This window comes from Pseudomonas sp. yb_2 (assembly GCF_043103905.1).
In the GTDB taxonomy this organism is placed as follows: domain Bacteria; phylum Pseudomonadota; class Gammaproteobacteria; order Pseudomonadales; family Pseudomonadaceae; genus Aquipseudomonas; species Aquipseudomonas alloputida.
This window is the reverse complement of the sequence record NZ_JBICKH010000006.1, coordinates 230,873-252,342: the sequence shown is the minus strand read 5'-3', so window position 1 is coordinate 252,342 and position 21,470 is coordinate 230,873. Positions and strand designations below refer to the sequence as shown.

Sequence of the window (21,470 nt, the reverse complement as noted above, 5' to 3'; positions counted from 1 at the left end):
GCGTTCTCCTCAGGCGGCATTCTTGAGTTTCGGGTCCAGCGCATCGCGCAGGCCGTCGCCCATCAGGTTGATTGCCAGCACACTGAGCAGGATGGTCAGGCCGGGCAGGCTTACCACCCACCAGGCGCGCTCGATGTAATCCCGGGCCGAAGCCAGCATGGTGCCCCACTCGGGGGTAGGCGGCTGCACGCCGAGGCCGAGGAAACCCAGCGCAGCGGCGTCGAGGATCGCCGAGGAAAAACTCAGGGTCGCCTGCACGATCAGCGGTGCCATGCAGTTGGGCAGCACGGTGACGAACATCAGCCGGGGCAAGCCGGCGCCGGCCAGGCGGGCAGCGGTGACGTAGTCGCGGTTCAGTTCGCCCATCACCGCGGCGCGGGTCAGGCGCACGTAGGACGGCAGGGAAACGATGGCGATGGCGATCACGGTGTTGATCAGGCCAGGGCCGAGGATGGCGACGATGGCCACAGCCAGCAGCAGTGACGGCAGCGCCAGCATCACGTCCATCAGGCGCATGATCGACGGGCCGAGCAACTGCGGGAAAAAGCCGGCCAGCAGGCCAAGGAGAATGCCCGGGATCAGTGACATCACCACTGACGACAGGCCGATCAGCAGCGATAGCCGTGCACCCTGAATCAGCCGCGAAAGCAGATCACGGCCCAGTTCGTCGGTGCCCAGGATGAACTGCCAGGTGCCGCCTTCCAGCCACACCGGCGGGGTCAGCAGGAAGTCGCGGTACTGCTCGCTCGGGTCATGCGGGGCGACCCAAGGCGCGAACAGCGCGCAGAACACCACCAGGCACATGAAGGCCAGGCCCATGACCGCGCCCTTGTTGCGCGCGAAGGCTTGCCAGAATTCTTTGTACGGGGAGGGGTAGAGCAGGCTCTGGTCCACCGGGCTGGCCGGTGACACGGATTTTGGAATCGGGCTAGTCATGGCAAGGGCCTCAGCGCTGATGACGGATGCGTGGGTTGGCCAGGCCGTAGAGGATGTCCACGACGAAGTTGACCAGAATCACCAGGCAGGCGATCAACAGGATGCCGTTCTGGACCACGGGGTAGTCACGGGCACCGATGGCTTCGATCAGCCATTTGCCGATGCCCGGCCAGGAAAAGATGGTTTCGGTCAGCACCGCACCGGCCAGCAGCGTGCCGACCTGCAGGCCGAACACGGTCAGCACCGGGATCAGCGCATTGCGCAGGCCATGGACGAACACCACACGGGCCGGCGACAGGCCTTTGGCGCGGGCGGTGCGGATGTAGTCTTCGCGCAGTACTTCAAGCATCGACGAGCGGGTCATGCGGGCGATCACTGCCAGCGGGATGGTGCCGAGCACGATGGCCGGCAGGATCAGGTGCATCACAGCGTCCTTGAACGCGCCTTCTTCATCGCTGAGCAGGGTGTCGATAAGCATGAAGCCGGTCTTCGGCTCGATGTCGTAGAGCAGGTCGATGCGCCCGGAAACCGGGGTCCAGCCCAGGCTCACGGAGAAGAACATGATCAGGATCAGGCCCCACCAGAAAATCGGCATCGAGTAGCCGGCCAGTGATATGCCCATGACCCCGTGGTCGAACAGCGAACCGCGCTTGAGTGCGGCGATTACACCGGCCAGCAGGCCGACGACGCCGGCGAACAGCAGGGCGGCGAAGGCCAGTTCCAGGGTGGCCGGGAACAGGGTGAGGAACTCGCGCCACACGCTTTCGCGGGTGCGCAGCGATTCGCCAAGGTCACCCTGGGCAAGTTTGCCGACGTAGTCCAGGTACTGGACCGGCAGTGGCTTGTTCAGGCCCAGGCGTTCCATGGCCTGGGCATGCATTTCGGGGTCGACCCTGCGCTCGCCCATCATCACTTCCACCGGGTCGCCGGGGATCAGGCGTATGAGCGCGAAGGTCAGCAAGGTGATGCCGAAAAAGGTCGGTATCAGCAGGCCAAGGCGCCGGGCAATAAAACTCAACATTGTCGGGGTTACCTCATCAGGCCGTGGGGCGATCAGCCCGGTACGGCAGTGCCGCCGGTCCCCGTGTGGGTGGCCGGCGGTCGTTGTTGTTCTACTTCACCTTGGTGGTGGCGAAGTTGTTGTTGGTCAGAGGGTTGATCACGTAGCCCTCCACGTTGTCACGCATGGCGGTGAACATCTTTGGATGAGCCATGCTGATCCAGGGTTGTTCGTCATCGTACACTTTCAATGCCTCGTTATAGAGCCTTGCACGCTCGTCGTTGTCGATCACTTCGCGGGCGCGGCTGATCAGCTCCTGGAACTTGGGGTTGCACCAGCGCGCATAGTTCTCGCCACTTTTCACGGCATCGCAACTGAGCAGTGGGCTGAGGAAGTTGTCCGGGTCGCCGTTGTCGCCGGCCCAGCCGGTGGACACCAGGTCGGCTTCGCCGTTCTTCGCCCGGCGCAGCATCTCGGCCCATTCCATGACGCGGATATCCAGCTTGAGGCCGATCTGTTTGAGATCGGCCTGCAGCATCTCGGCAGACAGGCGCGGGTTGGGGTTGGTCGGGCCGCCGCCGTTGCGGGTGAACAGGGTGATTACCGTGCCCTCGGGTACACCGGCCTGGCTGAGCAGTGCGCGGGCTTTATCGAGGTCGCGCGGTGGGTTCTGGTTATGGGTGTTGTAGCCGATCATGGTGGGTGGGTAAGGGTTTACACCCACCAGTGCGTTGCCTTTGCCAAACAGTTGGTCGACATGGGTCTGGCGGTCGAAGGCCATGTTGATGGCTTTACGCACGCGCACGTCGTTGAGGTATTTGTGCTGGGTATTCATGGCGATGTAGCCGGTGACCAGGGCCTCGATTTCTTCAACCTTGAGTTTCGGGTCTTGCTTGATCGATGGCACGTCATCGGGCTTGGGATAGAGCGCCACCTGGCACTCGTTGGCGCGCAGTTTCTGCAGGCGCACGTTGCTGTCGATGGCGATGGCGAACACCAGCGCATCGGCCGGCGGCTTGCCGCGGAAATAGTCCGGGTTGGGCTTGAAGCGGACCTGGGCGTCCTTGTTGTAACGCTGGAAGATGAAAGGGCCGGTGCCGATCGGCTTGCTGTTCAGCTCGGCGGTCTTGCCAGACTTGAGCAACTGGTCGCCGTATTCGGCGGAGTAGATCGAGGTAAAGCCCATGGCCATGTCGCGCAGGAACGGCGCTTCCGGTCGGCTGAGGGTAATCACCACGGTGTGCTCGTCAGCCTTGCTGACCGACTTGAGCAGTTCCTTGAACCCCATGCTTTCGAAGTACGGGTAGCCGACGCTGGTCTTGTCATGCCAGGGGTGGTTCGGGTCGAGCTGGCGATTGAGGCTCCACAGCACGTCATCGGCGTTCAAGTCACGGGTGGGCTTGAAGTAGTCGGTGGTGTGGAACTTCACCCCCTGACGCAGATGGAAGGTGTAGGTCAGGCCGTCGGCTGAAATGTCCCAGCGCTCGGCCAGGGCTGGCTGGATCTCGGTGGTGCCGGGTTTGAAGTCGACCAGGCGGTTGAACACTGTCTCGGCCGAGGCATCGGCGGTGACTGCGGTGGTGTACTGGACGATGTCGAACCCTTCCGGGCTGGCTTCTGTACACACCACCAGCGGCTTGGCCGCCAGTTGCGTGGCGCCGCCCAGAAGCAGCGCGACCAGGGCTAGGCGCAACGGCCGCGATTTCATGAAAGCTCTGTGCATGTGTTGAAAACTCCCTGCTTGCATTGGTTCCAGCGTAGCCGCCCCGGCCCGCAGCGAAACGGGCCAGGGCGCCGACGGTCAGAGAATGTTGAACGGAATGGTGGTGACCACGCGGAACTCATCCAGGCTGCCATCGCCCTGGGCCTTGCTGGCGCGATGGGTGGTGTAGGTGGCGCGGATGCTGGTGTCTTTCAGCGGCCCGCTCTGCAACGCGTAGCTGGTGCCGATACCCCACTCATAGTGGGTTTCGCCATCCAGGCCATTCACGTCGTAGGCAGTGCCGCGGTAGTGGGTGCCGTCGATACCCCAGCCGCGGGCGTTGTACAGGTTGAACTTCAGGCCAGGCACGCCATAGGGCGCCATGTTCAGCACATAGGAAAGCTGCAGCGATTTCTCGTTGGGGCCGTTGAAGTCCGACAGCAGCGAGTTGGCCAGGAAGATGCCGTTGGTTTCGTGCAGGTAGTCGAAGTACTCATTGCCGTTGACCTGCTGCCAGGAGGCGCTGAGGGTGTGGGCTTGATGGGTCAGGCCCAGTGACAGGCTGTAAGTGTCGTTGTCGATCTTGCCCATTTTCTGGCTGCCGGCGTCGACGGTCTTGTAGTAGTTCAGGCCGGTGCTCAGGCTGAGCACTGCGCTGTCGCCGAGCACATGGTTGGCGCCGAAGTAGTACTGGTTCCAGAAGTCCTCGACCTTGGTGGCGTACAGGCTGGTACTCAGGCTCTTGAACGGCTGGTAGTTGATGCCGGCGGTGCTGGCACGGTCGGTTTCCACGCCGGTGGCGCTGTACTCGCTGCGGAACTTGCTGAGGCTCTGTTCGGTACGTGGCGAGACGCGGTCGAAGGTGCCCAGGTCGATGCTGAGGTTGTCGAATTCAGCGCTGTGCAGGAACGCGCCCTGGAAGCTCGAGGGCAGGGCGCGGTTGCCGATGTAGGCGATCATCGGCGTGTCCACCGACTGGCGGCCAAGGGTAAGGGTGGTGTTGGACACGCGCGCCTTGATATTGCCCAGGCCCAGTTTGCTCCACTGGCCGACGGGGTCGCCATCGCTGTGGGTGAGGGTGCGGTTGTTGGGGCCGGCGATGGCTTCGCGGCTCTGCTGCAGGGCGATGGCGTTGTAGCCGGCAGCCTCGACGGCGAAGCCCACGGTGCCCTGGGTGAAGCCGGAGCTGTAATTGAGGATGGTGCCCTGGACCCAGTTTTCACGGCTGTGGGTGTCGTGGCGGGTGCCGTCGTTCTTGTAGTACTTCCACAGCGGCGCGCGTGCGGCACGTTCGCGGGCATACCAGTTGCGGGTGCTACCGGACAGGCTTTGGCCGTCGATGAAGCCGCTGGCTTGCGCTTGCTCGCTGCTGCTTTTGAGGGTGAGCGGGAGGTAGTCCTGGCTCTGCGGATCTGCCTGGGCCACCGTGGAAAAGGCACTGATGGATAACGCCAGTGCGGTCAAGGTGAATACTTTCAAGGTTAAAGCTCCCTTTCTTTTCTAGTTATGGCCGGCCTTGTGGGCCGGGTGATTGCTGCGGTGTTGCCAGGGGTGCCGCGGGATCGCCGGGCAGAATCGGGGCGTTGTGTTGGCCGTTCTGGCCTCTTCGCGGGCAAGCCCGCTCCCTCAGGTAGGGCGCAGTGTCCGAACCTGTCGAGATCCTGTGGGAGCGGGCTTGCCCGCGAAGAGGCCGGTACTGGCTAACGCTTAATCAACACTCACACCGGAAAAATCATTGCGCCCAAACGGGCTGACCTTGAACTGGGAAACCTTGACGCTAAGCGGCTGGCTCACGGTGGAATGCGCCACCGGCGTAATCGGTACCTGCTGCTTGAGCCGCTGCTGGGCCTGCTGGTACAGGGCGGTGCGTTGCGTACGGTCGGTCACTTGCTTGGCCTGCTTGACCAGGCTGTCGTACTGCGGATCGCACCACTGCGAGTAGTTGTTGCTGCCGATGGCATCGCAGCTGTAGAGGGTACCCAGCCAGTTGTCCGGGTCGCCGTTGTCACCGGTCCAGCCGATCAGGGCGATGTCGTGCTCACCGTTTTTCATGCGCTTGAGGTATTCGCCCCATTCGTAGCTGACGATGCGCACCTTGAATCCGAGCTTGCTCCAGTCCGCCTGGAGCATTTCGGCCATCAGCTTGGCATTGGGGTTGTACGGGCGTTGCACCGGCATGGCCCACAGGGTGATCTCGGTGCCAGGTTTGACACCCGCCTGCTGGATCAGCTGTCTGGCCTTTTCCGGCGCGTACGGGGCGTCCTTGATGCTGTCGTCATAGGACCACTGGGTCGGTGGCATGGCGTTGACCGCCCGTTGGCCGGCGTCCTGGTACACCGCCTGGAGGATGGCTTCCTTGTTGACCGCCATGTCCATTGCCTGGCGCACTTCCAGGCGGTCGAATGGCGGGTGCTGGGTGTTGTAGGCGATGTAGCCGAGGTTGAAGCCTGGTTGCTGGAGCACCTGCAGCGTGCTGTCGGCCTTGAGCGCCGGCAGGTCGGCCGGGCGTGGGTGCAGGGTCACCTGGCATTCATTGCGGCGCAGCTTCTGGATACGCACCGACGGGTCGGTATTGATCGAGAACACCAGGTTGTCGATCTTCACCTCGTTCGCTGCCCAATAGTCCTTGTTGCCCTTGTAGCGGATCTGCGAATCCTTCTGGTAGCGCTGGAACACGAACGGCCCGGTACCGATAGGCTGCTGATTGATGTCGCTGGGGCGTCCACTGGCCAGTAGCTGCTCGGCGTATTCAGCGGAGAGGATGGAGGCGAAGCTCATGGCCAGGTTCTGGATGAACGCGGCATCGACGGTGTTCAGGGTGAACACCACGGTCAATGGGTCGGTCTTCTCGACACGGGCGATGTTCTTGTCCAGGCCCATGCCGTTGAAATAGGGAAACTCGGTAGGGTAGGCCTGACGGAACCGATGACCCTTGTCGAGCATGCGGTTGAAGGTGAACAGCACATCGTCGGCGTTGAACGTGCGGCTCGGGCTGAAGGCCTTGTTGCTGTGGAACCTGACCCCTTCACGCAGGTGGAAGGTGTAGCGCAGGCCGTTGTCGGACACCTCCCAGTGCGTCGCCAGGGCCGGATGCACGGCGGTGCCGCCACGTTCGAACTCGACCAGGCGGTTGTAGATGGGTTCGGCGGCGTCGTTGTCGGTGGCGCTGGTGTACTGGGCGGTGTCGAAACCGGCGGGGCTACCTTCAGAGCAGAACACTAGGTTGTTGGCGAGCAGGACCGGGGATTGGCTGACCAGGCCCAGGGCCAGCAGCGCGGAAAGGCAGGTAACGTGGCGCATGGCAAATCCTTTTTCATCTGTTCGCGCCGCCTCCGGGTACGACTGACGGCAACAGTTCGCCGACCCCGTAGCGTATGGCCGCAGGACGACATGAAGGGGTAGCGGGGGTGAAGGGCACCCGCGATTCAGCGGGTGCCTCAGTCAGCCTATTTGTCCACGCTGACGCCGTAGAAGGAATTCAGCGCGAACGGGCTGATCTTGAAGTCCTTCACCTTGGCGCTCATGGGCTGGTAGACAGTGGAGTGGGCGATCGGGGTGATCGGTACCTGCTCCTTGAGTATATGCTGCGCCTTCTGGTACAGCTCGGTGCGCTTGGCCTGGTCGGACGTGGCCTTGGCCTGCTTGATCAGGTCGTCGTAGGGCTTGTAGCACCACTTGGAGAAGTTGTTGCCATCGACGGCATCGCAACCGTAGAGGGTACCCAGCCAGTTGTCCGGGTCACCATTGTCACCGCTCCAGCCAATCAGCATGGCACCCTGTTCGCCACCTTTGGAGCGCTTGATGTACTCGCCCCATTCATAACTGACGATCTTCGCCTTGATACCGATCTTGGCCCAGTCGGACTGGAGCATTTCAGCCATCAGTTTGGCATTGGGGTTGTACGGGCGTTGCACGGGCATGGCCCACAGGGTGATTTCGGTGCCTTCCTTGATGCCGGCTTCCTTGAGCAGTTGCTTGGCTTTCTCGGGGTCAAAGGCGGCGTCCTTGATGCTGTCGTCATAGGACCACTGCGTGGGCGGCATGGCGTTGACCGCCAGCTGGCCGGCGCCCTGGTACACCGACTCGATGATCTTTTTCTTGTCCACGGCCATGTCCAGCGCCTGTCGGACTTTCAGCTGGGCCATGGGGTTGGCCTCGTTGCTGCCCTTGATCTTGTCCATCACGTTGTAGGCGATATAGCCGAGGTTGAAACCGGCCTGCTGCGGCATTTGCAGGTTCTTGTCGGCTTTTAGCGGCTCGATGTCGGCCGGGCGTGGGAACAGGGTGACCTGGCACTCGTTCTTCTTGAGCTTCTGCATGCGCACCGAGGCGTCGGTGGTGATGGCAAAGATCAGGTTGTCGATCTTCACGTCCTCGGGCTGCCAGTAGTCCTTGTTGCCCTTGAAGCGGATCTGCGCGTCCTTCTGGTATTTGCTGAACACGAACGGGCCGGTGCCGATCGGCTTCTGGTTGATGTCGGCGGCCTTGCCGTTCTTTAGGAGCTGGTCGGCGTATTCGGCGGACTGGATCGAGGCAAAGCTCATGGCCAGGTTCTGGATGAACGCGGCGTCAACCTCGTTGAGGGTGAACTTCACCGTGTGCTCGTCAAGCTTCTCCACCTTGGCAATGTTCTTGTCCATGCCCATGTCGGTGAAGTATGGAAACTCGGTGGGGTACGCCTTGCGGAACGGGTTGTCCTTGTCGAGCATGCGGTTGAAGGTGAACAGCACGTCGTCGGCGTTGAACGGGCGACTGGGCTTGAAGTAGTCGGTGGTGTGGAACTTGACCCCTTCGCGCAGGTGGAAGGTGTAGGTCTTGCCGTCGTCGGACACTTCCCATTTGGTCGCCAGGCCCGGGATGACCGCAGTGCCGCCGCGCTCGAACTGGGTCAGGCGGTTGAACACGGTCTCTGCCGAGGCATCGAAGTCGGTCCCGGTGGTGTACTGCCCCGGATCGAAGCCGGCCGGGCTGCCTTCGGAGCAGAACACCAGGTTGGATGCGGCAACGGCCGACGGTGCGCCGCTGAGCAAGCCTGCACCCAGCAGGAACGGAATGACTGCGTGTTTGAGCATGGTGGCCTCATTGTTGTCATTTTTTGGATGAGGTGGCCTCGTGAGCCGACCTGCGGATACTTATGCAGGGGGCGTTCCCATTGCAACAGGTACAAGGATAGTTGACGCCGGGAAAGTGGTACGAACGTACATGGATGTCGCATCGGTATAACTTTTGGCGAAGTTAAACGTTTGCGTAGGCAAAATGATGGCGTTTTGCGCGATGTTTCTAGGTAGGGGAAAGCGTAGGATGCATCCTAATGGTGCGTAAGAAATGTCTGAAAATAAAGAAAATGACGCAGTCACCCGTAGGAGCGGGTTTACCCGCGAACACGGGCGAAGCCCGTGCCATCCACCGCCGTGTCTTGCTCGCGGGCTCCCACAGATGATGCGTGGACGCCTTATGGCATCTGCACTTCGATCAGGCCATCGGCATTCATGCTCACTTCACTGGTGCCTGCCTCGATATCTGGCGCCGGTGCTGCTTCATCAGCCCCCATGGCCTTCATCGCCATCGGCGCGCTACGCAAGTACGGGCGCGGGTAGCCGCTGCTGTTGAGGTTCAGGCTCACCACTTTGTAGCCTTTGCCACCCAGCGCTTCGGTCGCCAGTTGCGCGCGTGCCTTGAAGGCATCGACCGCATCCTTGAGCAGAGCATCCTCGCTGGCCTTGCGCGTGGCCGGGGCGATGGAAAAGTCCATGCCAGCCATTTTCAGCTCTTGCAACAAATCGGCGGTAAGCTGGGACAAGGCCGGGAAGTTGGCGCTTTCAAGGCGCAGTTCGGCGCGCTCGCGCCAGCCGGTAATTTTCTGGCCCTTGCTGTCATACACCGGGTAGCTGTTGCGGCTGCCTTGGCTGATCTTCACGTCCTTGACCTGGCGCGACTGCTGCACGGCCTTGTTCATGGTTTCGGTAATCTGCTTGGCGAGCTTGCCCGGGTCGCTGTTCTGCGCTTCGCTGTACAGGGTCACGACCATCAGGTCGCGCGCCACTTCCTTGCTGACTTCGGCACGCAGCGATACCTGGTTGAAACGCGGTTCATCGGCAGCCAGTGCCGGCAGGCTGGCGAGCAGGCCGCAAGACATGATCAGGGCGGCGCCGCGACGTGGGATTTGCATGTGGTACTCCTTGGCATTTGAAGGCGTGGGGGCTGGTCATCCATTCCACGCATGGCCCATAGGACCGGCAACAGTGTAGTGGGTTCAAAAGTGCCATCATGAACCTGTGACAAAGTGTGGCGCTTTGCCGCATCGCTGCAGCGAGGCGCCCGGCTTCGGTATACTCCAGCCGATTTTTCTGGAGCACTCATCAGGAGAGCTCATGCTCGCCGCCGTACAACCGTTGTCCGCTACCCGCCAGAACCTTTGGCGCCTGACCGTCATTCGGGTCCTGGTCCTGGCTGCCCAGGCCGGCTCGGTGGGCGTTGCCTACTGGACCGAACTGCTGCCGTTGCCCTGGCTGTCACTGGCCGGCACCTTGGCCTTGTCTTCGTTGCTGTGTGCCTTCACGGCCCTGCGCCTGCGGCTGTCGCTGCCCGTCACCGAAATGGAGTACGCCCTGCAGCTGGCCTGTGACCTGCTGATCCACAGTGCCTTGCTGTATTACTCCGGCGGCTCGACCAACCCGTTCGTGTCGTATTACCTGGTGCCGCTGGCGATCGCTGCGGTGACCTTGCCGTGGCTGTATTCGCTGATCCTGTCGGGCATTGCGCTGACGGCCTACAGCTTGCTGCTGGTGCAGTTCTACCCGCTCGAAGGGCTGCCGATGGCGCGGGACAAGATGCAGGTCTACGGCATGTGGCTGAGCATTGCCCTGGCGGCGGCTGTGATCACCTTTTTTGCCGCGCGCATGGCCGAAGAGCTGCGCCGCCAGGAGCAGCTGCGTTCAGAGCGGCGTGAAGAAAGCCTGCGCGACGAGCAACTGCTGGCTGTGGCTACCCAGGCCGCCGGTGCCGCCCATGAACTGGGTACGCCGCTGGCGACCATGAGCGTGCTGATCAACGAAATGCGCCAGGACCACACCGACCCGCTGTTGCAGGAGGACCTGCAAATCCTCCAGGACCAGGTAAAGCTGTGCAAAGAGACTTTGCAACAGCTGGTGCGCGCAGCCGAAGCCAACCGGCGCCTGGCCATCGTGGAGCAGGATGTGACCGCCTGGCTGGACGAGGCGCTCAACCGCTGGCACCTGATGCGCCCGGAAGCCAGCTACCGCTTCCAGCGCCTGCGCGACGGCAAGGTGCCGCGTCTGGCGCCGCCGCCAGACCTGACCCAGGCGTTACTGAATCTGCTGAACAATGCCGCCGATGCCTGCCCTGATGATCTGGAAGTTCGCCTGGACTGGGACGCCCAGGACATCGTCATCAGTATCCACGACCATGGTCCTGGTGTACCGCCAGCCATTGCCGAAGCCATTGGCAAACCTTTTATTACCACCAAGGGCAAAGGCTTCGGCCTGGGCCTGTTCTTGAGCAAGGCCAGCGTGACCCGTGCGGGCGGCTCGGTGAAACTCTATAGTCATGAACAGGGTGGCACCCTGACCGAACTGCGCCTGCCCTATGGCAAGCGAGGAGATGAATGATGAGCGAAGAAAACCAGGTCGAAAGCGAAGAGCTGCCGCACCTGCTGCTGGTGGATGACGATGCCACCTTCACCCGGGTCATGGCCCGGGCCATGAGCCGTCGCGGTTTCCGTGTGAGCACTGCCAGTTCTGCCGAAGAAGGCTTGATTCTGGCCCAGCAGGACCTGCCGGACTACGCCACGCTGGACCTGAAGATGGATGGCGACTCCGGCCTGGTGCTGCTGCCCAAGCTGCTGGAACTGGACCCGGAAATGCGCGTGGTGATCCTGACCGGGTACTCGAGCATTGCCACCGCAGTGGAGGCGGTCAAGCGCGGTGCCTGCAACTACCTGTGCAAGCCGGCTGACGCCGATGACGTGTTGGCAGCACTGCTGTCGGAGCACACCGACCTGGATACCCTGGTGCCGGAAAACCCGATGTCGGTCGATCGCCTGCAGTGGGAACACATCCAGCGCGTGCTGAACGAGCATGAAGGCAATATCTCGGCCACCGCACGGGCGCTGGGCATGCACCGACGGACGTTGCAGCGCAAGCTGCAGAAGCGGCCGGTTCGGCGCTGATTCCTTATCGATGATGTTGGCCTGTTCGCGGGGGAATCCGCTCCTGCAACTGTGAGCGCGGGCTTGCCCGCGAAGGGCTGCAAAGCAGTCCCAATCAAGGCGAGCTCGATGAAGGTACTGTTGGTCATCCTTGCGCTGGTTGCAGGTAGCGCCAAAGCTGAAGACTGGCCTGACCCGCAGTGGCAGAACGACCCTGCCACCCTCGACTGGCAGGCCGTCGATGCCTACGCCTTTCCTGCACGCTCCCCCTCGGAGCGCAACGGCATCCGCACGGACGCTCTGCTGATCATCCGCGACGGGCGTATCCTCCACGAGCGCTACACCGCGCCCACCCGCGCCGCCACCGCGCACCTGACCTGGTCGGTAAGCAAGAGCGTACTGGCCACGGTAATGGGCGTAGCCCAGGGCGAAGGCCGCTTCCAGCTGCAAGACCCGGTCAGCCGCTTCTATCCACCCATGCGCGCCCACCCAGGCGTGCGCGTTGCCGACCTGCTGCACTGGGCCAGTGGCCTTGAGTGGCAGGAAGACTACGAATACGCGCCGCTGAAGTCCTCGGTGGTGGCCATGCTGTATACCCGTGGCCGCGCAGACATGGCCGCCTACGCGGCGGCCCGGGGTGCCGCCGCCAGCCCCGGTCAGCGGTTCCTCTACTCCAGCGGCGACAGCAACCTGCTGGCCGCCGCGCTGCGTGGCATGCTCGATGCCGGGCAGTACCCCGACTACCCCTGGCACGCACTGTTCACCCCGTTGGGTATCGGCAGTGCGGTGTGGGAGCGTGACCGGGCAGGCACCTATGTAGGCTCTTCCTATCTCTACCTCAGTGCCCGCGATTTGGCCCGTATTGGCCTGCTGATGCAGCGCGACGGGCGCTGGCAGGGCCGACAATTGCTGCCCAAAGCCTGGGTAGCTTTCAACCGCACCCCGTTTGCCCAGGCCCAGGCGCTGCCTGGCGAGGCCATTCCGGGTGGCCACTGGTGGCTCAACCAGCCGCTGGCTGGCGCCGAACGGCCTTGGCCCAGTGTACCGGCAGACACCTTCGCCGCCCTTGGCCACTGGGGGCAGGCTTTATATGTGCTGCCTGAGCAAAAGCTGGTGATCGTGCGCTACGCCGATGACCGCGACGGCAGCTATCGACACGACGAACTGCTCAAGCGGGTGCTGGCGGTACTGGCCGGGGAGGGGGCATGAAGCGGCTATTGCTGCTGGCGCTGGCAGGGCTCCTGTTCTGGGCATGGCAGGAACGCCAGGCGCTGGCGGACTTCCCCGGCATACTCTCGGCCTACTCGGCCAAGGAATACTGCTCCTGCCGCTTTGTCATGGGCTTCGACAAGGTGTACTGCCAAGGGTACGTGAAGCAGTGGCTGCCACTGAGCCTGCTGGAGGAAAACAGCCAGCAGCAGCGAGTCACCGCTGAAGGCCTGGGGCGGCGCAGTCAGGCGGCCTGGCAAGGCGCGCGTGAGGGCTGCCGCTTGCTGCCATGAATGCAGGCGGGTAAGGTTGGCGGCCTGGTTTCACGAGATCTGTCATGTTCAAGTTGCCCCGTCTGCTGTCTGCCTTATTGCTGGCTCTGTGCCTGCCCGCTCATGCCAATTGGCACCTGGATGGCGAATCTTCACGGCTGTCGTTCATCACCGGCAAGAACGGCGACACCGCCGAAGTGCATCGCTTTCTGGTGTTGCATGGCACGGTCGATCGCAAGGGTATGGCCGGGTTGAGGATCGAGATGGACTCGGTGAGCAGCGGTATTCCGCTGCGTGACGAGCAAATGCGCGACAACCTGTTCGAGGTCGAGCGCTTCGCCGAGGCCACAGTGAAGGCACAGATCGACCTGCAGCCGATCAATGACCTGGCCGACGGTGCGCAGATCGAATTGCGCCTGCCGCTGACGGTCACCCTGCATGGCCAGTCGCACAGCTACAATGTCCTGTTGCTGGCCACCCGCCTGGATGCGCGGCGCTTCCAGGTGGTGACCCTTGAGCCTCTGGTGCTGCGCGCCGAAGATTTTGGCTTGCTGCCGGGGCTGGAAAGCCTGCGCAAGTTCGCCAGGTTGAAGTCCATCAACCCGTCGGTACCGGTTAGCGCGGTGCTGATCTTCACTGCGCGCTGACATGGCGGGGCCGGTCTTCCCTTGGCGGGATGGCAATCAGTTCGAACTGCTTATCGACGGCCCTGCGTTCTTTCCGCGCATGCTCCTGGCGATCATGCGTGCCGAGTTTCAGGTTGACCTGGAGCTGTACCTGGTCGAGGCCGGTGCCTGTGCCGAGGCGGTGGTCGACGCGCTGGAGCAGGCTGCCCGGCGTGGCGTGCGGGTGCGGTGCCTGTTCGATGACTACGGTTCATTGGCCTTCAACAGCGCGTTGCGTCAGCGCCTGCTGGACGCTGGCGTGTACTTGCGCTGGTATAACCGCCTGCGCTGGAAGCGTGGCCTGCGTAACCTCTACCGTGATCATCGCAAATTGCTACTGGTTGACGAACGTTGGGCAGTGGTGGGGGGAACGGGCGTTACCGACGAGTTCTGGACGCCGGGTGAGGCGACCAGCGAATGGCACGAAGTGATGGTGCAGATGCAGGGGCCGGTGGTGAGCGACTGGCAGTTGCTGTTCGACCGTCAGTGGCAAGCCAACAACCGCCGCACCGCCTGGCGCCCTGCTGAAGGCTTTGGCCTGCCGCGTCTGCCCAAGGTGCCTGCGCAGGGGCAGGGCATGGGCCGGGTCGCTTATGCCGACGCCCGCCAGCACCAGGACATCCTGCACGCGCTGGTACGGGCGCTGAACAGCGGCCAGAAACGGGTGTGGCTGGCCACGCCGTACTTCTTGCCGACCTGGAGCGTGCGCCGGTCGTTGCGCCGGGCTGCCAGCAAGGGCCTGGACGTGCGTCTGTTGTTGACCGGCCCGCGTACCGATCACCCCTCGGTACGCTACGCCGGGCATCGTTACTACCCGCGTCTGTTGCGCGCGGGCGTACGGATTTTCGAGTACCAGCCGTGCTTCCTGCACCTGAAGATGGCTGTGGTAGACGACTGGGTCAGCGTCGGTTCGTGCAACTTCGACCACTGGAACTTGCGCTTCAACCTTGAAGCCAACATCGAAGCGCTCGACCCGCCGTTGACAGCGGCGGTGGTGGCCAGCTTCGAGCGCGACTTCGCCCAGAGCGAAGAGGTCGACCTCGCCCACTGGCATGCGCGCCCTTTGTGGCGCAGGGTGAAGCAACGGATCTGGGGCTGGCTCGATCGGCTGGTGGTCAACTTCCTCGACCGCCGTGACTGACAGCGGCTATCGTGCAGTGACTATTCACAGTTAACCGAAGGAGTGGGCGAGATGACGGCGAAGAAAATTCTCATGCTGGTGGGCGACTACGTCGAAGATTACGAAGCGATGGTGCCGTTCCAGGCCTTGAGCATGGTGGGCCACACGGTGCATGCGGTGTGCCCGGAAAAGCTGGCGGGGCAGACCGTGCGTACCGCGATTCATGACTTCGAGGGTGAGCAGACCTACAGCGAAAAGCCTGGGCACAATTTTGCCCTGAATTATGATTTCGTGCGGGTGCGGCCCGAGAGTTATGACGCGCTGCTGATCCCGGGTGGCCGGGCGCCGGAGTATCTGCGCCTGAATGAAAAGGTGTTGGACCTGGTGCGGGCGTTCGACCAGGCCGGCAAGCCGATTGCGGCGGTGTGCCATGGTGCCCAGCTGCTGGCGGCGGCAGGGGTGCTGGAGGGGCGTGAGTGCAGCGCGTACCCGGCATGTGCGCCAGAAGTGCGCCTGGCGGGTGGCACGTTCATCGACATCGCGGTGGACCAGGCGCATGTGGATGGCAATCTGGTGACCGCACCGGCATGGCCCGCGCACCCGGCCTGGCTGGCGGCGTTCCTTAAAGTGCTGGGCACGCGTATTGTCTGACAGGCTTGATTGAGTTGGCAGCGGGTTGCTTCAGGCAACCTGCTCCACCCAGTCATTGAGGTTGTAGTAGTTGGTCACCCGGGCAATCTTGCCACAGTGAATATAGAAGAACGCCCCTGCCGGCAGCACATAGGTCTGGCCGTTTGCTGTCGGCAACCCTTCGTCATCGGCCAGGTATTGGCCATGCACGGTGAACTCCGCCGCCGCGCGGCTGCCATCGGCGTTCTGCATCACCACGATGTCGGCCAGGCGCTCGCGGTAGCAGCGGTTCATCTTTTCCATGAACGCGGCGAACCTGGCCTTGCCCATCTGGCGCTCGCCCTGGTTGATGTCGTGGATCACGTCTTCGCTGAGCAGCGCCAGAAACGCCGGCATGTCACCCGCGTTGAAGGCGGCGTAGTAAGCATTTACCAGTTCGGTTGCGGTCATGGAACATTTCCTGTCGTGTAGGGAAAAGGCGGGTCGTTACCTCGGATGATAGGGTTTCCCCTCAAGCCCGGCTTAGCCGAGCGCGTCATCCACATCGACAAAACGACCGCCAAACATGGAAATACGCCTGTTGCACGGTGCCGCTATCGCGCCTTACATCGATGACCTCGCTCGCCTGCGCCTTACTGTGTTCCGCGAGTTCCCCTACCTTTACGACGGCACCCCGGAGTACGAGGCCGACTACCTGGCCAACTATGCCCGCTCCGGGCGCAGCCTGGTTGTGCTGGCGCTGGACGACGGCAAGGTGGTCGGCGCCTCTACCGGCCTGCCGCTGGTGGATGTCGCGCCCGAATTCCAGCAGCCATTCCTGGCCCAGGGGCGCGACCCGGCCAGTGTGTACTACTTCGGTGAGTCGCTGGTGTTGCCGGCATACCGCGGACAGGGCCTGGGGGTTCGCTTCTTCATCGAGCGCGAGTCCTACGCACACAAACTGGCCGAGTTCGATTACTGCGCGTTCTGCGCGGTCGAGCGACCCGGTGCGCACCCGCGACGGCCAGCCGAGTACAAACCCCTGCACGGCTTCTGGCGCAACCGCGGCTTCCTGCACGACCCATCGCTGCGTACCACCTACGCCTGGCGCGACCTGGACGAGCAGGAAAGCTCCGACAAGCTGATGTCGTTCTGGCTCAAGGCACTGCCGGTATGATCCGCCTGGCAGCCTGCCAGTACGCCATCGAGCTGCACGAAACCTGGGACGCCTACGCCGACCACCTGCAAGGCCTGTGCGCCGAAGCGGTGGAGGCGGGGGCACGCTTGCTGCTACTGCCTGAGTACGCCGGGCTGGTGCTGAGCGGCCAGCTGAGTGCCGGGCAGCGGGAAGACCTGAAGGCTTCGATTGCCGGCATCCAGCCGCTGATCGAACCCTGGAAAGCGTTGTGCGAGAGCCTTGCCCGACGTTGGGGGATCTACCTGCAACCGGGCAGTGTGCCGGTGCTGGACAACGATGGGCGCTACCGCAACCGTGCCTGGCTGTTCGGCCCCCAAGGTGTGCTGGGTTATCAGGACAAACTGATGATGACCCGCTTCGAGCGCGAGCAGTGGGACATCGCTGCAGGCCAGGGGCTGCAGGTGTTCGAAACCGAACTGGGGCGCTTGGGCATCCTGATCTGCTACGACAACGAGTTCCCGATGCTGGCCCGCCGCCTGGCCGAGTGTGGTGCCGACCTGATCCTGGCGCCAAGTTGTACCGATACCGAAGCCGGTTACCACCGGGTGCGTATTGGCGCCCAGGCGCGCGCCCTGGAGAACCAGATTGCCGTGTTGCAGAGCCCTACGGTGGGGGTGGCGCCCTGGTCGCCGGCATTGGACGAGAATATCGGCCGGGCAGGCTTGTTCGTACCGCCGGATCACGGGATGCCGGGGGATGGGGTGGTAGCGTTGAGTGAGCAGTTGAACCCGGACTGCAGCCAGTGGCTGGTGTGTGAGGTAGATCTACAGGAAGTGCGACGGGTGAGGCGGGAAGGGCAGGTGTTTACCTGGCGGGACTGGCCGGAGCAGTTCGAGAGAGTCCTGTGATGACTGTGGCGGCCTCTTCGCGGGCAAGCCCGCTCCCACAGTCAAATGCGTAGCCTTCTGGCTTGCGCTGTACGTGTGGGAGCGGGCTTGCCCGCGAAGCAGCCGCCGCAGTTACATCAGGTTACTTCACTTCGACGGCCAGGCTTTCGGCAATCTTGCTCTGCCACAGGGCAGGGCCAGTGATGTGTACCGACTCACCGTTGCTGTCCACGGCGACGGTCACCGGCATGTCCTTGACCTCGAACTCGTAGATCGCTTCCATGCCCAGCTCGGCGAAGGCCAGTACCTTCGACTTGCGGATGGCCTGGGCGACCAGGTAGGCAGCGCCGCCAACGGCCATCAGGTACACGGCCTTGTTGTCCTTGATCGCCTCGATGGCGGTCGGGCCACGCTCGGACTTGCCGATCATGCCCAGCAGGCCAGTCTGCTCAAGGATCTGGCGAGTGAACTTGTCCATACGGGTAGCAGTGGTCGGGCCGGCTGGGCCTACCACTTCGTCACCCACCGGGTCGACCGGGCCGACGTAGTAGATGAAGCGGCCTTTCAGGTCTACCGGCAGCTCTTCGCCACGGTTGAGCATTTCAACCATGCGCTTGTGCGCGGCATCGCGGCCGGTCAGCATCTTGCCGTTGAGCAGGATGGTTTCGCCCGGCTTCCAGCTGGCCACTTCTTCCGGGGTGATGTCGTCGAGGTTGACGCGACGGGCGCTCGGGCCGGCTTCCCAGACGATTTCCGGGTAGGCGTCCAGCGACGGCGCTTCCAGTTCTGCCGGGCCGGTGCCATCGAGCACGAAGTGGGCGTGGCGGGTAGCAGCGCAGTTGGGGATCATGCACACCGGCAAGGACGCGGCGTGGGTCGGGTAGTCCATGATCTTGACGTCGAGCACGGTGGTCAGGCCACCCAGGCCCTGGGCGCCGATGCCCAGCTGGTTGACCTTGTCGAACAGCTCCAGGCGGATTTCTTCCAGGCGGTTCTGTGGGCCACGGGCTTTCAGTTCGTGAATGTCGATGGACTCCATCAACACTTCCTTGGCCATGACCGCGGCCTTCTCGGCGGTACCGCCGATGCCGATGCCGAGCATGCCAGGCGGGCACCAGCCAGCACCCATGGTCGGCACGGTCTTCAGTACCCAGTCGACGATCGAGTCGGACGGGTTGAGCATGGCCATCTTCGACTTGTTTTCCGAGCCGCCGCCCTTGGCTGCGACATCGACTTCCACCTTGTCGCCGGGGACGATGGAGTAGTGGATCACTGCCGGGGTGTTGTCCTTGGTGTTCTTGCGGGCACCGGCCGGGTCGGCCAGGATCGAAGCGCGCAGGACGTTTTCAGGCAGGTTGTAGGCGCGACGCACACCTTCGTTGATCATGTCGTCGACGCTCATGGTGGCGCCGTCCCAGCGCACGTCCATGCCCACGCGGATGAACACGGTGACGATACCGGTGTCCTGGCAGATTGGACGATGGCCGGTGGCGCACATGCGCGAGTTGATCAGGATCTGGGCGATGGAATCGCGTGCAGCAGGCGATTCCTCACGCAGATAGGCCTCGTGCATGGCCTGGATGAAATCGACGGGGTGGTAGTACGAGATGAATTGCAGGGCGTCGGCGACGCTCTGAATCAGGTCGTCTTGCTTGATCACGGTCATGCAGCGCGCTCCTCTTAAAGACGGGAACATTCAAAAAGACGCTCGACATAGCCGACCAGCACGTCGAAGCGCCTTGCAAGGCGCCGGCAGGTCAGGCCGACGGAAAAAGGCGCGGCAGTATAGCGCGCATCCGTGCCCGGCACACCTGCGGCCGGTCTGGACCATGGTCGGCAGCGCGCAGGCATCTATTTTGCTGGTGTGCTCTGCTTGGCTTACAGTGAGCCTTGGACAGCAGGAGATGTACCGAACATGCCCGAAATTTGCGTGGGCGAGCGCCGCTGGCTGGTGCCCATTGGCAGCAACCTGCTCGATGCCCTCAACGAGGCGGGGCTGAATGTGCCTTACAGTTGCCGCGCCGGCAGTTGCCACGCCTGCCTGGTGCGCTGCCTGGAAGGGCAACCGGCAGACGCTTTGCCCGAGGCATTGGCATTGGAGAAACATGCCCAGGGCTGGCGTCTGGCTTGCCAGTGCCGGGTGGTCGAGGACCTGCGTGTGGCGTTGTACGACCCCCAGCAGGGTGGCGTACCGGCGCAGGTCTGTGCGTTGGACTGGTTTGGCGATGTGTTGCGCCTGCGGTTGCGCCCCGATCGGGTGGTGCGTTACCAGGCGGGGCAGCACGTGGTGCTGTGGCTAGGCGCGGTTGCTCGGCCTTATTCCTTGGCCAGCCTGCCGGGCGAGGATGATTTTCTCGAGTTTCATATCGATTGCCAGCGGCCTGGTGCCTTTTGCGACAAGGCGCGTGGTCTGCAGGTCGGCGATGAGATGCGTTTGGGGGAGTTCAGAGGCGGAGCCCTTCATTACGACCCTGATTGGCAGGAGCGGCCGCTGTGGTTGCTGGCTGCGGGAACCGGGCTGGCGCCGCTCTGGGGTATCTTGCGCGAAGCGTTGCGCCGGGGGCATCGGGGCGAAATCCGGGTGATACATGTGGCGCGGGATCCGGCTGGGCACTATCTGGCGGAGAAGCTGCTTAAGCTGCCTGGGGTCAGTGTCGAGCTGGTGCTGGTGGAGCATGTGGATGAAGCGTTGGCCGGGATGCGGCTGTTGTCGCGACAGACGGTGGCGCTGCTGTGTGGGGCACCGGGGAGTGTCGAGCGGTTTGCCCGACGCATGTTCATGGCAGGGGTACCGCGGGGACAGGTGTTTGCTGATGTGTTCGTCGAGCATGCCTGAGTAGCATTTGAAGTGCGAAGGGCCGCAAAGCGGCCCCTCTTTCATGCGGCGCTGCGCTCGGCGACGGGCACCTCGGCCAGCCCCCGCCGATAGAGAACCAGGTAATACGACCCCAATCCGATCAACCAGCAGAACACTGCCGTCCACACATTGTGCGACAGGAAGTGCGCCCCCTGCATCATCCTGCCCACCGACAGTATCGACCCTGCTGTCAAGGCCACTACAAATGCCACTCGCGCCAGGCGTGGCTTGCGATCACGCAGCAGGAAGAACAAGGCGAACAGGCAGAAACCGGTCGCTGCATGCCCGCCCGGCCAGCACAGCCCAGGCTTGTCGGTAGGCGGCCGTGGCTCCAGCAGCTTGCTGTAGGTTTCGGTGCCGCCAAACTGGGTCAGGCTCCAAGGGCACTGCACCTGGGTGACTTTTTTCAGCGGCGTGACAAACGCCGTGGACAAGCCCAGTGCCAGCACCAGGCAGCCCAGTTCACGGCGCCAGCCAAACAGGCGCTTCCAGAAAAAGCTCGCGGCAAAGGTCAGCAGCGATATCACCCCCAACAGGATCACCACTTGCTTGACCCGGTCATGCAGGATGTTTTCCAACAGGTAACTGTGGCGGCCAATGAACTGCCCGGCAGCGGGGTCGAAGAACAGGTTGGCGACATCCATGTCGACTGAAGTCAGCTCCAGCAGGATCAAGGCCACCGCAGTCGCCAGGGGAATCCCCAGGTACAGCCAGTAGTTGATCGGGCGAGGGCGGGTGCGTTGCTGCATGACGGCTCCAGGGCGCGAAAAAGATCGGGCATTGTCGACCGCCCGCTATCCTGTGTCCGTGAAGGATCAGTGAAAAAACCGTCAAGTGCGGTGAATTTTCCCCAGGGCTGGCACCGTGCAGGCATAGGCCTTAAGCTGCGCCTGCCGCGCACCACAGCG

Annotated in this window: 20 protein-coding genes; 10 read left to right on the top strand and 10 right to left on the bottom strand. The window is 62.8% G+C overall.

Annotation, left to right across the window (positions count from 1 at the left end; all coding sequences use genetic code 11):
• Positions 1 to 9: 9 nt before the first annotated feature.
• From ACF8FB_RS02320 to ACF8FB_RS02290, 7 genes are all read right to left on the bottom strand, one after another.
• Positions 10 to 936: an ABC transporter permease subunit gene (locus ACF8FB_RS02320; RefSeq protein WP_009685150.1), complete on the bottom strand. Its 927-nt coding sequence runs from the start codon at positions 934 to 936 to the stop codon at positions 10 to 12.
• 10 nt (positions 937 to 946) lie between these two features.
• Positions 947 to 1,957: an ABC transporter permease subunit gene (locus tag ACF8FB_RS02315; RefSeq protein ID WP_003255257.1), complete on the bottom strand. Its 1,011-nt coding sequence runs from the start codon at positions 1,955 to 1,957 to the stop codon at positions 947 to 949.
• A 91-nt stretch (positions 1,958 to 2,048) separates the two neighbouring features.
• Positions 2,049 to 3,659, bottom strand: a complete 1,611-nt coding sequence (locus ACF8FB_RS02310; RefSeq protein ID WP_172835036.1) for an ABC transporter substrate-binding protein — start codon at positions 3,657 to 3,659, stop codon at positions 2,049 to 2,051.
• Positions 3,660 to 3,737: 78 nt separating this feature from the next.
• The gene (locus tag ACF8FB_RS02305) at positions 3,738 to 5,117 is read right to left on the bottom strand and encodes an OprD family porin (protein ID WP_010952091.1); all 1,380 of its coding nucleotides are present in this window, start codon (positions 5,115 to 5,117) and stop codon (positions 3,738 to 3,740) included.
• Positions 5,118 to 5,345: 228 nt separating this feature from the next.
• Positions 5,346 to 6,938, bottom strand: coding sequence for an ABC transporter substrate-binding protein (locus ACF8FB_RS02300; protein WP_392509188.1), 1,593 nt, complete (start codon positions 6,936 to 6,938; stop codon positions 5,346 to 5,348).
• Positions 6,939 to 7,084: 146 nt separating this feature from the next.
• Complete coding sequence (locus ACF8FB_RS02295; protein WP_010952093.1) at positions 7,085 to 8,710, bottom strand: ABC transporter substrate-binding protein; 1,626 nt, start codon at positions 8,708 to 8,710, stop codon at positions 7,085 to 7,087.
• A 380-nt stretch (positions 8,711 to 9,090) separates the two neighbouring features.
• Positions 9,091 to 9,807 (bottom strand): SIMPL domain-containing protein, encoded by a 717-nt coding sequence (locus ACF8FB_RS02290; protein ID WP_003255248.1) that lies wholly within the window; start codon positions 9,805 to 9,807, stop codon positions 9,091 to 9,093.
• A 202-nt stretch (positions 9,808 to 10,009) separates the two neighbouring features.
• Here ACF8FB_RS02290 and ACF8FB_RS02285 point away from each other — a divergent pair, with 202 nt between their 5' ends.
• The 7 genes from ACF8FB_RS02285 (at position 10,010) to ACF8FB_RS02255 (ending at position 15,722) form a co-directional block, all read left to right on the top strand.
• Complete coding sequence (locus ACF8FB_RS02285) at positions 10,010 to 11,266, top strand: ATP-binding protein (protein ID WP_014589781.1); 1,257 nt, start codon at positions 10,010 to 10,012, stop codon at positions 11,264 to 11,266.
• Positions 11,266 to 11,826, top strand: a complete 561-nt coding sequence (locus ACF8FB_RS02280; protein WP_003255244.1) for a response regulator transcription factor — start codon at positions 11,266 to 11,268, stop codon at positions 11,824 to 11,826. The genes ACF8FB_RS02285 and ACF8FB_RS02280 overlap by 1 nt, the downstream gene beginning before the upstream one ends.
• 108 nt (positions 11,827 to 11,934) lie before the next feature.
• Positions 11,935 to 13,014 (top strand): serine hydrolase domain-containing protein, encoded by a 1,080-nt coding sequence (locus ACF8FB_RS02275; protein ID WP_392509187.1) that lies wholly within the window; start codon positions 11,935 to 11,937, stop codon positions 13,012 to 13,014.
• Entirely contained in the window at positions 13,011 to 13,307 is a 297-nt protein-coding gene (locus ACF8FB_RS02270) for a hypothetical protein (protein ID WP_019750532.1), read from the top strand. Before ACF8FB_RS02275 ends, ACF8FB_RS02270 begins: the two co-directional genes overlap by 4 nt.
• Before the next feature lie 44 nt (positions 13,308 to 13,351).
• Complete coding sequence (locus ACF8FB_RS02265) at positions 13,352 to 13,933, top strand: YceI family protein (RefSeq protein WP_010952097.1); 582 nt, start codon at positions 13,352 to 13,354, stop codon at positions 13,931 to 13,933.
• 1 nt (position 13,934) lies between these two features.
• A complete protein-coding gene (locus ACF8FB_RS02260; protein WP_104886652.1) occupies positions 13,935 to 15,092 on the top strand; it encodes a phosphatidylserine/phosphatidylglycerophosphate/cardiolipin synthase family protein in 1,158 nt (385 codons plus the stop codon).
• A 51-nt stretch (positions 15,093 to 15,143) separates the two neighbouring features.
• Positions 15,144 to 15,722 carry a DJ-1/PfpI family protein gene (locus ACF8FB_RS02255; RefSeq protein ID WP_049586441.1) on the top strand — a complete coding sequence of 193 codons (579 nt, stop codon included), beginning with the start codon at positions 15,144 to 15,146 and terminating at the stop codon, positions 15,720 to 15,722.
• A 30-nt stretch (positions 15,723 to 15,752) separates the two neighbouring features.
• Here the strand turns inward: ACF8FB_RS02255 and ACF8FB_RS02250 are convergent, their stop codons facing one another.
• The gene (locus ACF8FB_RS02250; protein ID WP_010952100.1) at positions 15,753 to 16,151 is read right to left on the bottom strand and encodes a nuclear transport factor 2 family protein; all 399 of its coding nucleotides are present in this window, start codon (positions 16,149 to 16,151) and stop codon (positions 15,753 to 15,755) included.
• Between the two features lie 115 nt (positions 16,152 to 16,266).
• Here ACF8FB_RS02250 and ACF8FB_RS02245 point away from each other — a divergent pair, with 115 nt between their 5' ends.
• Both ACF8FB_RS02245 and ACF8FB_RS02240 read left to right on the top strand, forming a co-directional pair.
• On the top strand, positions 16,267 to 16,857 hold the full coding sequence (locus ACF8FB_RS02245) for a GNAT family N-acetyltransferase (RefSeq protein WP_010952101.1): 591 nt from the start codon (positions 16,267 to 16,269) through the stop codon (positions 16,855 to 16,857).
• Positions 16,854 to 17,726, top strand: a complete 873-nt coding sequence (locus tag ACF8FB_RS02240) for a carbon-nitrogen hydrolase family protein (protein WP_003255234.1) — start codon at positions 16,854 to 16,856, stop codon at positions 17,724 to 17,726. The genes ACF8FB_RS02245 and ACF8FB_RS02240 overlap by 4 nt, the downstream gene beginning before the upstream one ends.
• A gap of 121 nt (positions 17,727 to 17,847) precedes the next feature.
• On the opposite strand, the gene ACF8FB_RS02235 is transcribed toward ACF8FB_RS02240, so the two are convergent.
• Complete coding sequence (locus ACF8FB_RS02235; RefSeq protein WP_003255232.1) at positions 17,848 to 19,371, bottom strand: fumarate hydratase; 1,524 nt, start codon at positions 19,369 to 19,371, stop codon at positions 17,848 to 17,850.
• Positions 19,372 to 19,620: 249 nt separating this feature from the next.
• On the opposite strand from ACF8FB_RS02235, the gene ACF8FB_RS02230 reads away from it, so the two are divergent.
• A complete protein-coding gene (locus tag ACF8FB_RS02230; protein ID WP_392509186.1) occupies positions 19,621 to 20,541 on the top strand; it encodes an iron-sulfur-binding ferredoxin reductase in 921 nt (306 codons plus the stop codon).
• Between the two features lie 41 nt (positions 20,542 to 20,582).
• Here the strand turns inward: ACF8FB_RS02230 and ACF8FB_RS02225 are convergent, their stop codons facing one another.
• Positions 20,583 to 21,311 (bottom strand): phosphatase PAP2 family protein, encoded by a 729-nt coding sequence (locus ACF8FB_RS02225; RefSeq protein ID WP_010952105.1) that lies wholly within the window; start codon positions 21,309 to 21,311, stop codon positions 20,583 to 20,585.
• Positions 21,312 to 21,470: the final 159 nt, after the last annotated feature.

Coding starts and splice junctions, on each gene's coding strand:
- ACF8FB_RS02235 (WP_003255232.1), bottom strand. CDS start 19,371: ATGACCGTGATCAAGCAAGACGACCTGATTCAGAGCGTCGCCGACGCC.
- ACF8FB_RS02270 (WP_019750532.1), top strand. CDS start 13,011: ATGAAGCGGCTATTGCTGCTGGCGCTGGCAGGGCTCCTGTTCTGGGCA.
- ACF8FB_RS02280 (WP_003255244.1), top strand. CDS start 11,266: ATGAGCGAAGAAAACCAGGTCGAAAGCGAAGAGCTGCCGCACCTGCTG.
- ACF8FB_RS02225 (WP_010952105.1), bottom strand. CDS start 21,311: ATGCAGCAACGCACCCGCCCTCGCCCGATCAACTACTGGCTGTACCTG.
- ACF8FB_RS02265 (WP_010952097.1), top strand. CDS start 13,352: ATGTTCAAGTTGCCCCGTCTGCTGTCTGCCTTATTGCTGGCTCTGTGC.
- ACF8FB_RS02255 (WP_049586441.1), top strand. CDS start 15,144: ATGACGGCGAAGAAAATTCTCATGCTGGTGGGCGACTACGTCGAAGAT.
- ACF8FB_RS02285 (WP_014589781.1), top strand. CDS start 10,010: ATGCTCGCCGCCGTACAACCGTTGTCCGCTACCCGCCAGAACCTTTGG.
- ACF8FB_RS02310 (WP_172835036.1), bottom strand. CDS start 3,659: ATGCACAGAGCTTTCATGAAATCGCGGCCGTTGCGCCTAGCCCTGGTC.
- ACF8FB_RS02295 (WP_010952093.1), bottom strand. CDS start 8,710: ATGCTCAAACACGCAGTCATTCCGTTCCTGCTGGGTGCAGGCTTGCTC.
- ACF8FB_RS02245 (WP_010952101.1), top strand. CDS start 16,267: ATGGAAATACGCCTGTTGCACGGTGCCGCTATCGCGCCTTACATCGAT.
- ACF8FB_RS02320 (WP_009685150.1), bottom strand. CDS start 936: ATGACTAGCCCGATTCCAAAATCCGTGTCACCGGCCAGCCCGGTGGAC.
- ACF8FB_RS02290 (WP_003255248.1), bottom strand. CDS start 9,807: ATGCAAATCCCACGTCGCGGCGCCGCCCTGATCATGTCTTGCGGCCTG.
- ACF8FB_RS02300 (WP_392509188.1), bottom strand. CDS start 6,938: ATGCGCCACGTTACCTGCCTTTCCGCGCTGCTGGCCCTGGGCCTGGTC.
- ACF8FB_RS02260 (WP_104886652.1), top strand. CDS start 13,935: ATGGCGGGGCCGGTCTTCCCTTGGCGGGATGGCAATCAGTTCGAACTG.
- ACF8FB_RS02315 (WP_003255257.1), bottom strand. CDS start 1,957: ATGTTGAGTTTTATTGCCCGGCGCCTTGGCCTGCTGATACCGACCTTT.
- ACF8FB_RS02240 (WP_003255234.1), top strand. CDS start 16,854: ATGATCCGCCTGGCAGCCTGCCAGTACGCCATCGAGCTGCACGAAACC.
- ACF8FB_RS02250 (WP_010952100.1), bottom strand. CDS start 16,151: ATGACCGCAACCGAACTGGTAAATGCTTACTACGCCGCCTTCAACGCG.
- ACF8FB_RS02275 (WP_392509187.1), top strand. CDS start 11,935: ATGAAGGTACTGTTGGTCATCCTTGCGCTGGTTGCAGGTAGCGCCAAA.
- ACF8FB_RS02230 (WP_392509186.1), top strand. CDS start 19,621: ATGCCCGAAATTTGCGTGGGCGAGCGCCGCTGGCTGGTGCCCATTGGC.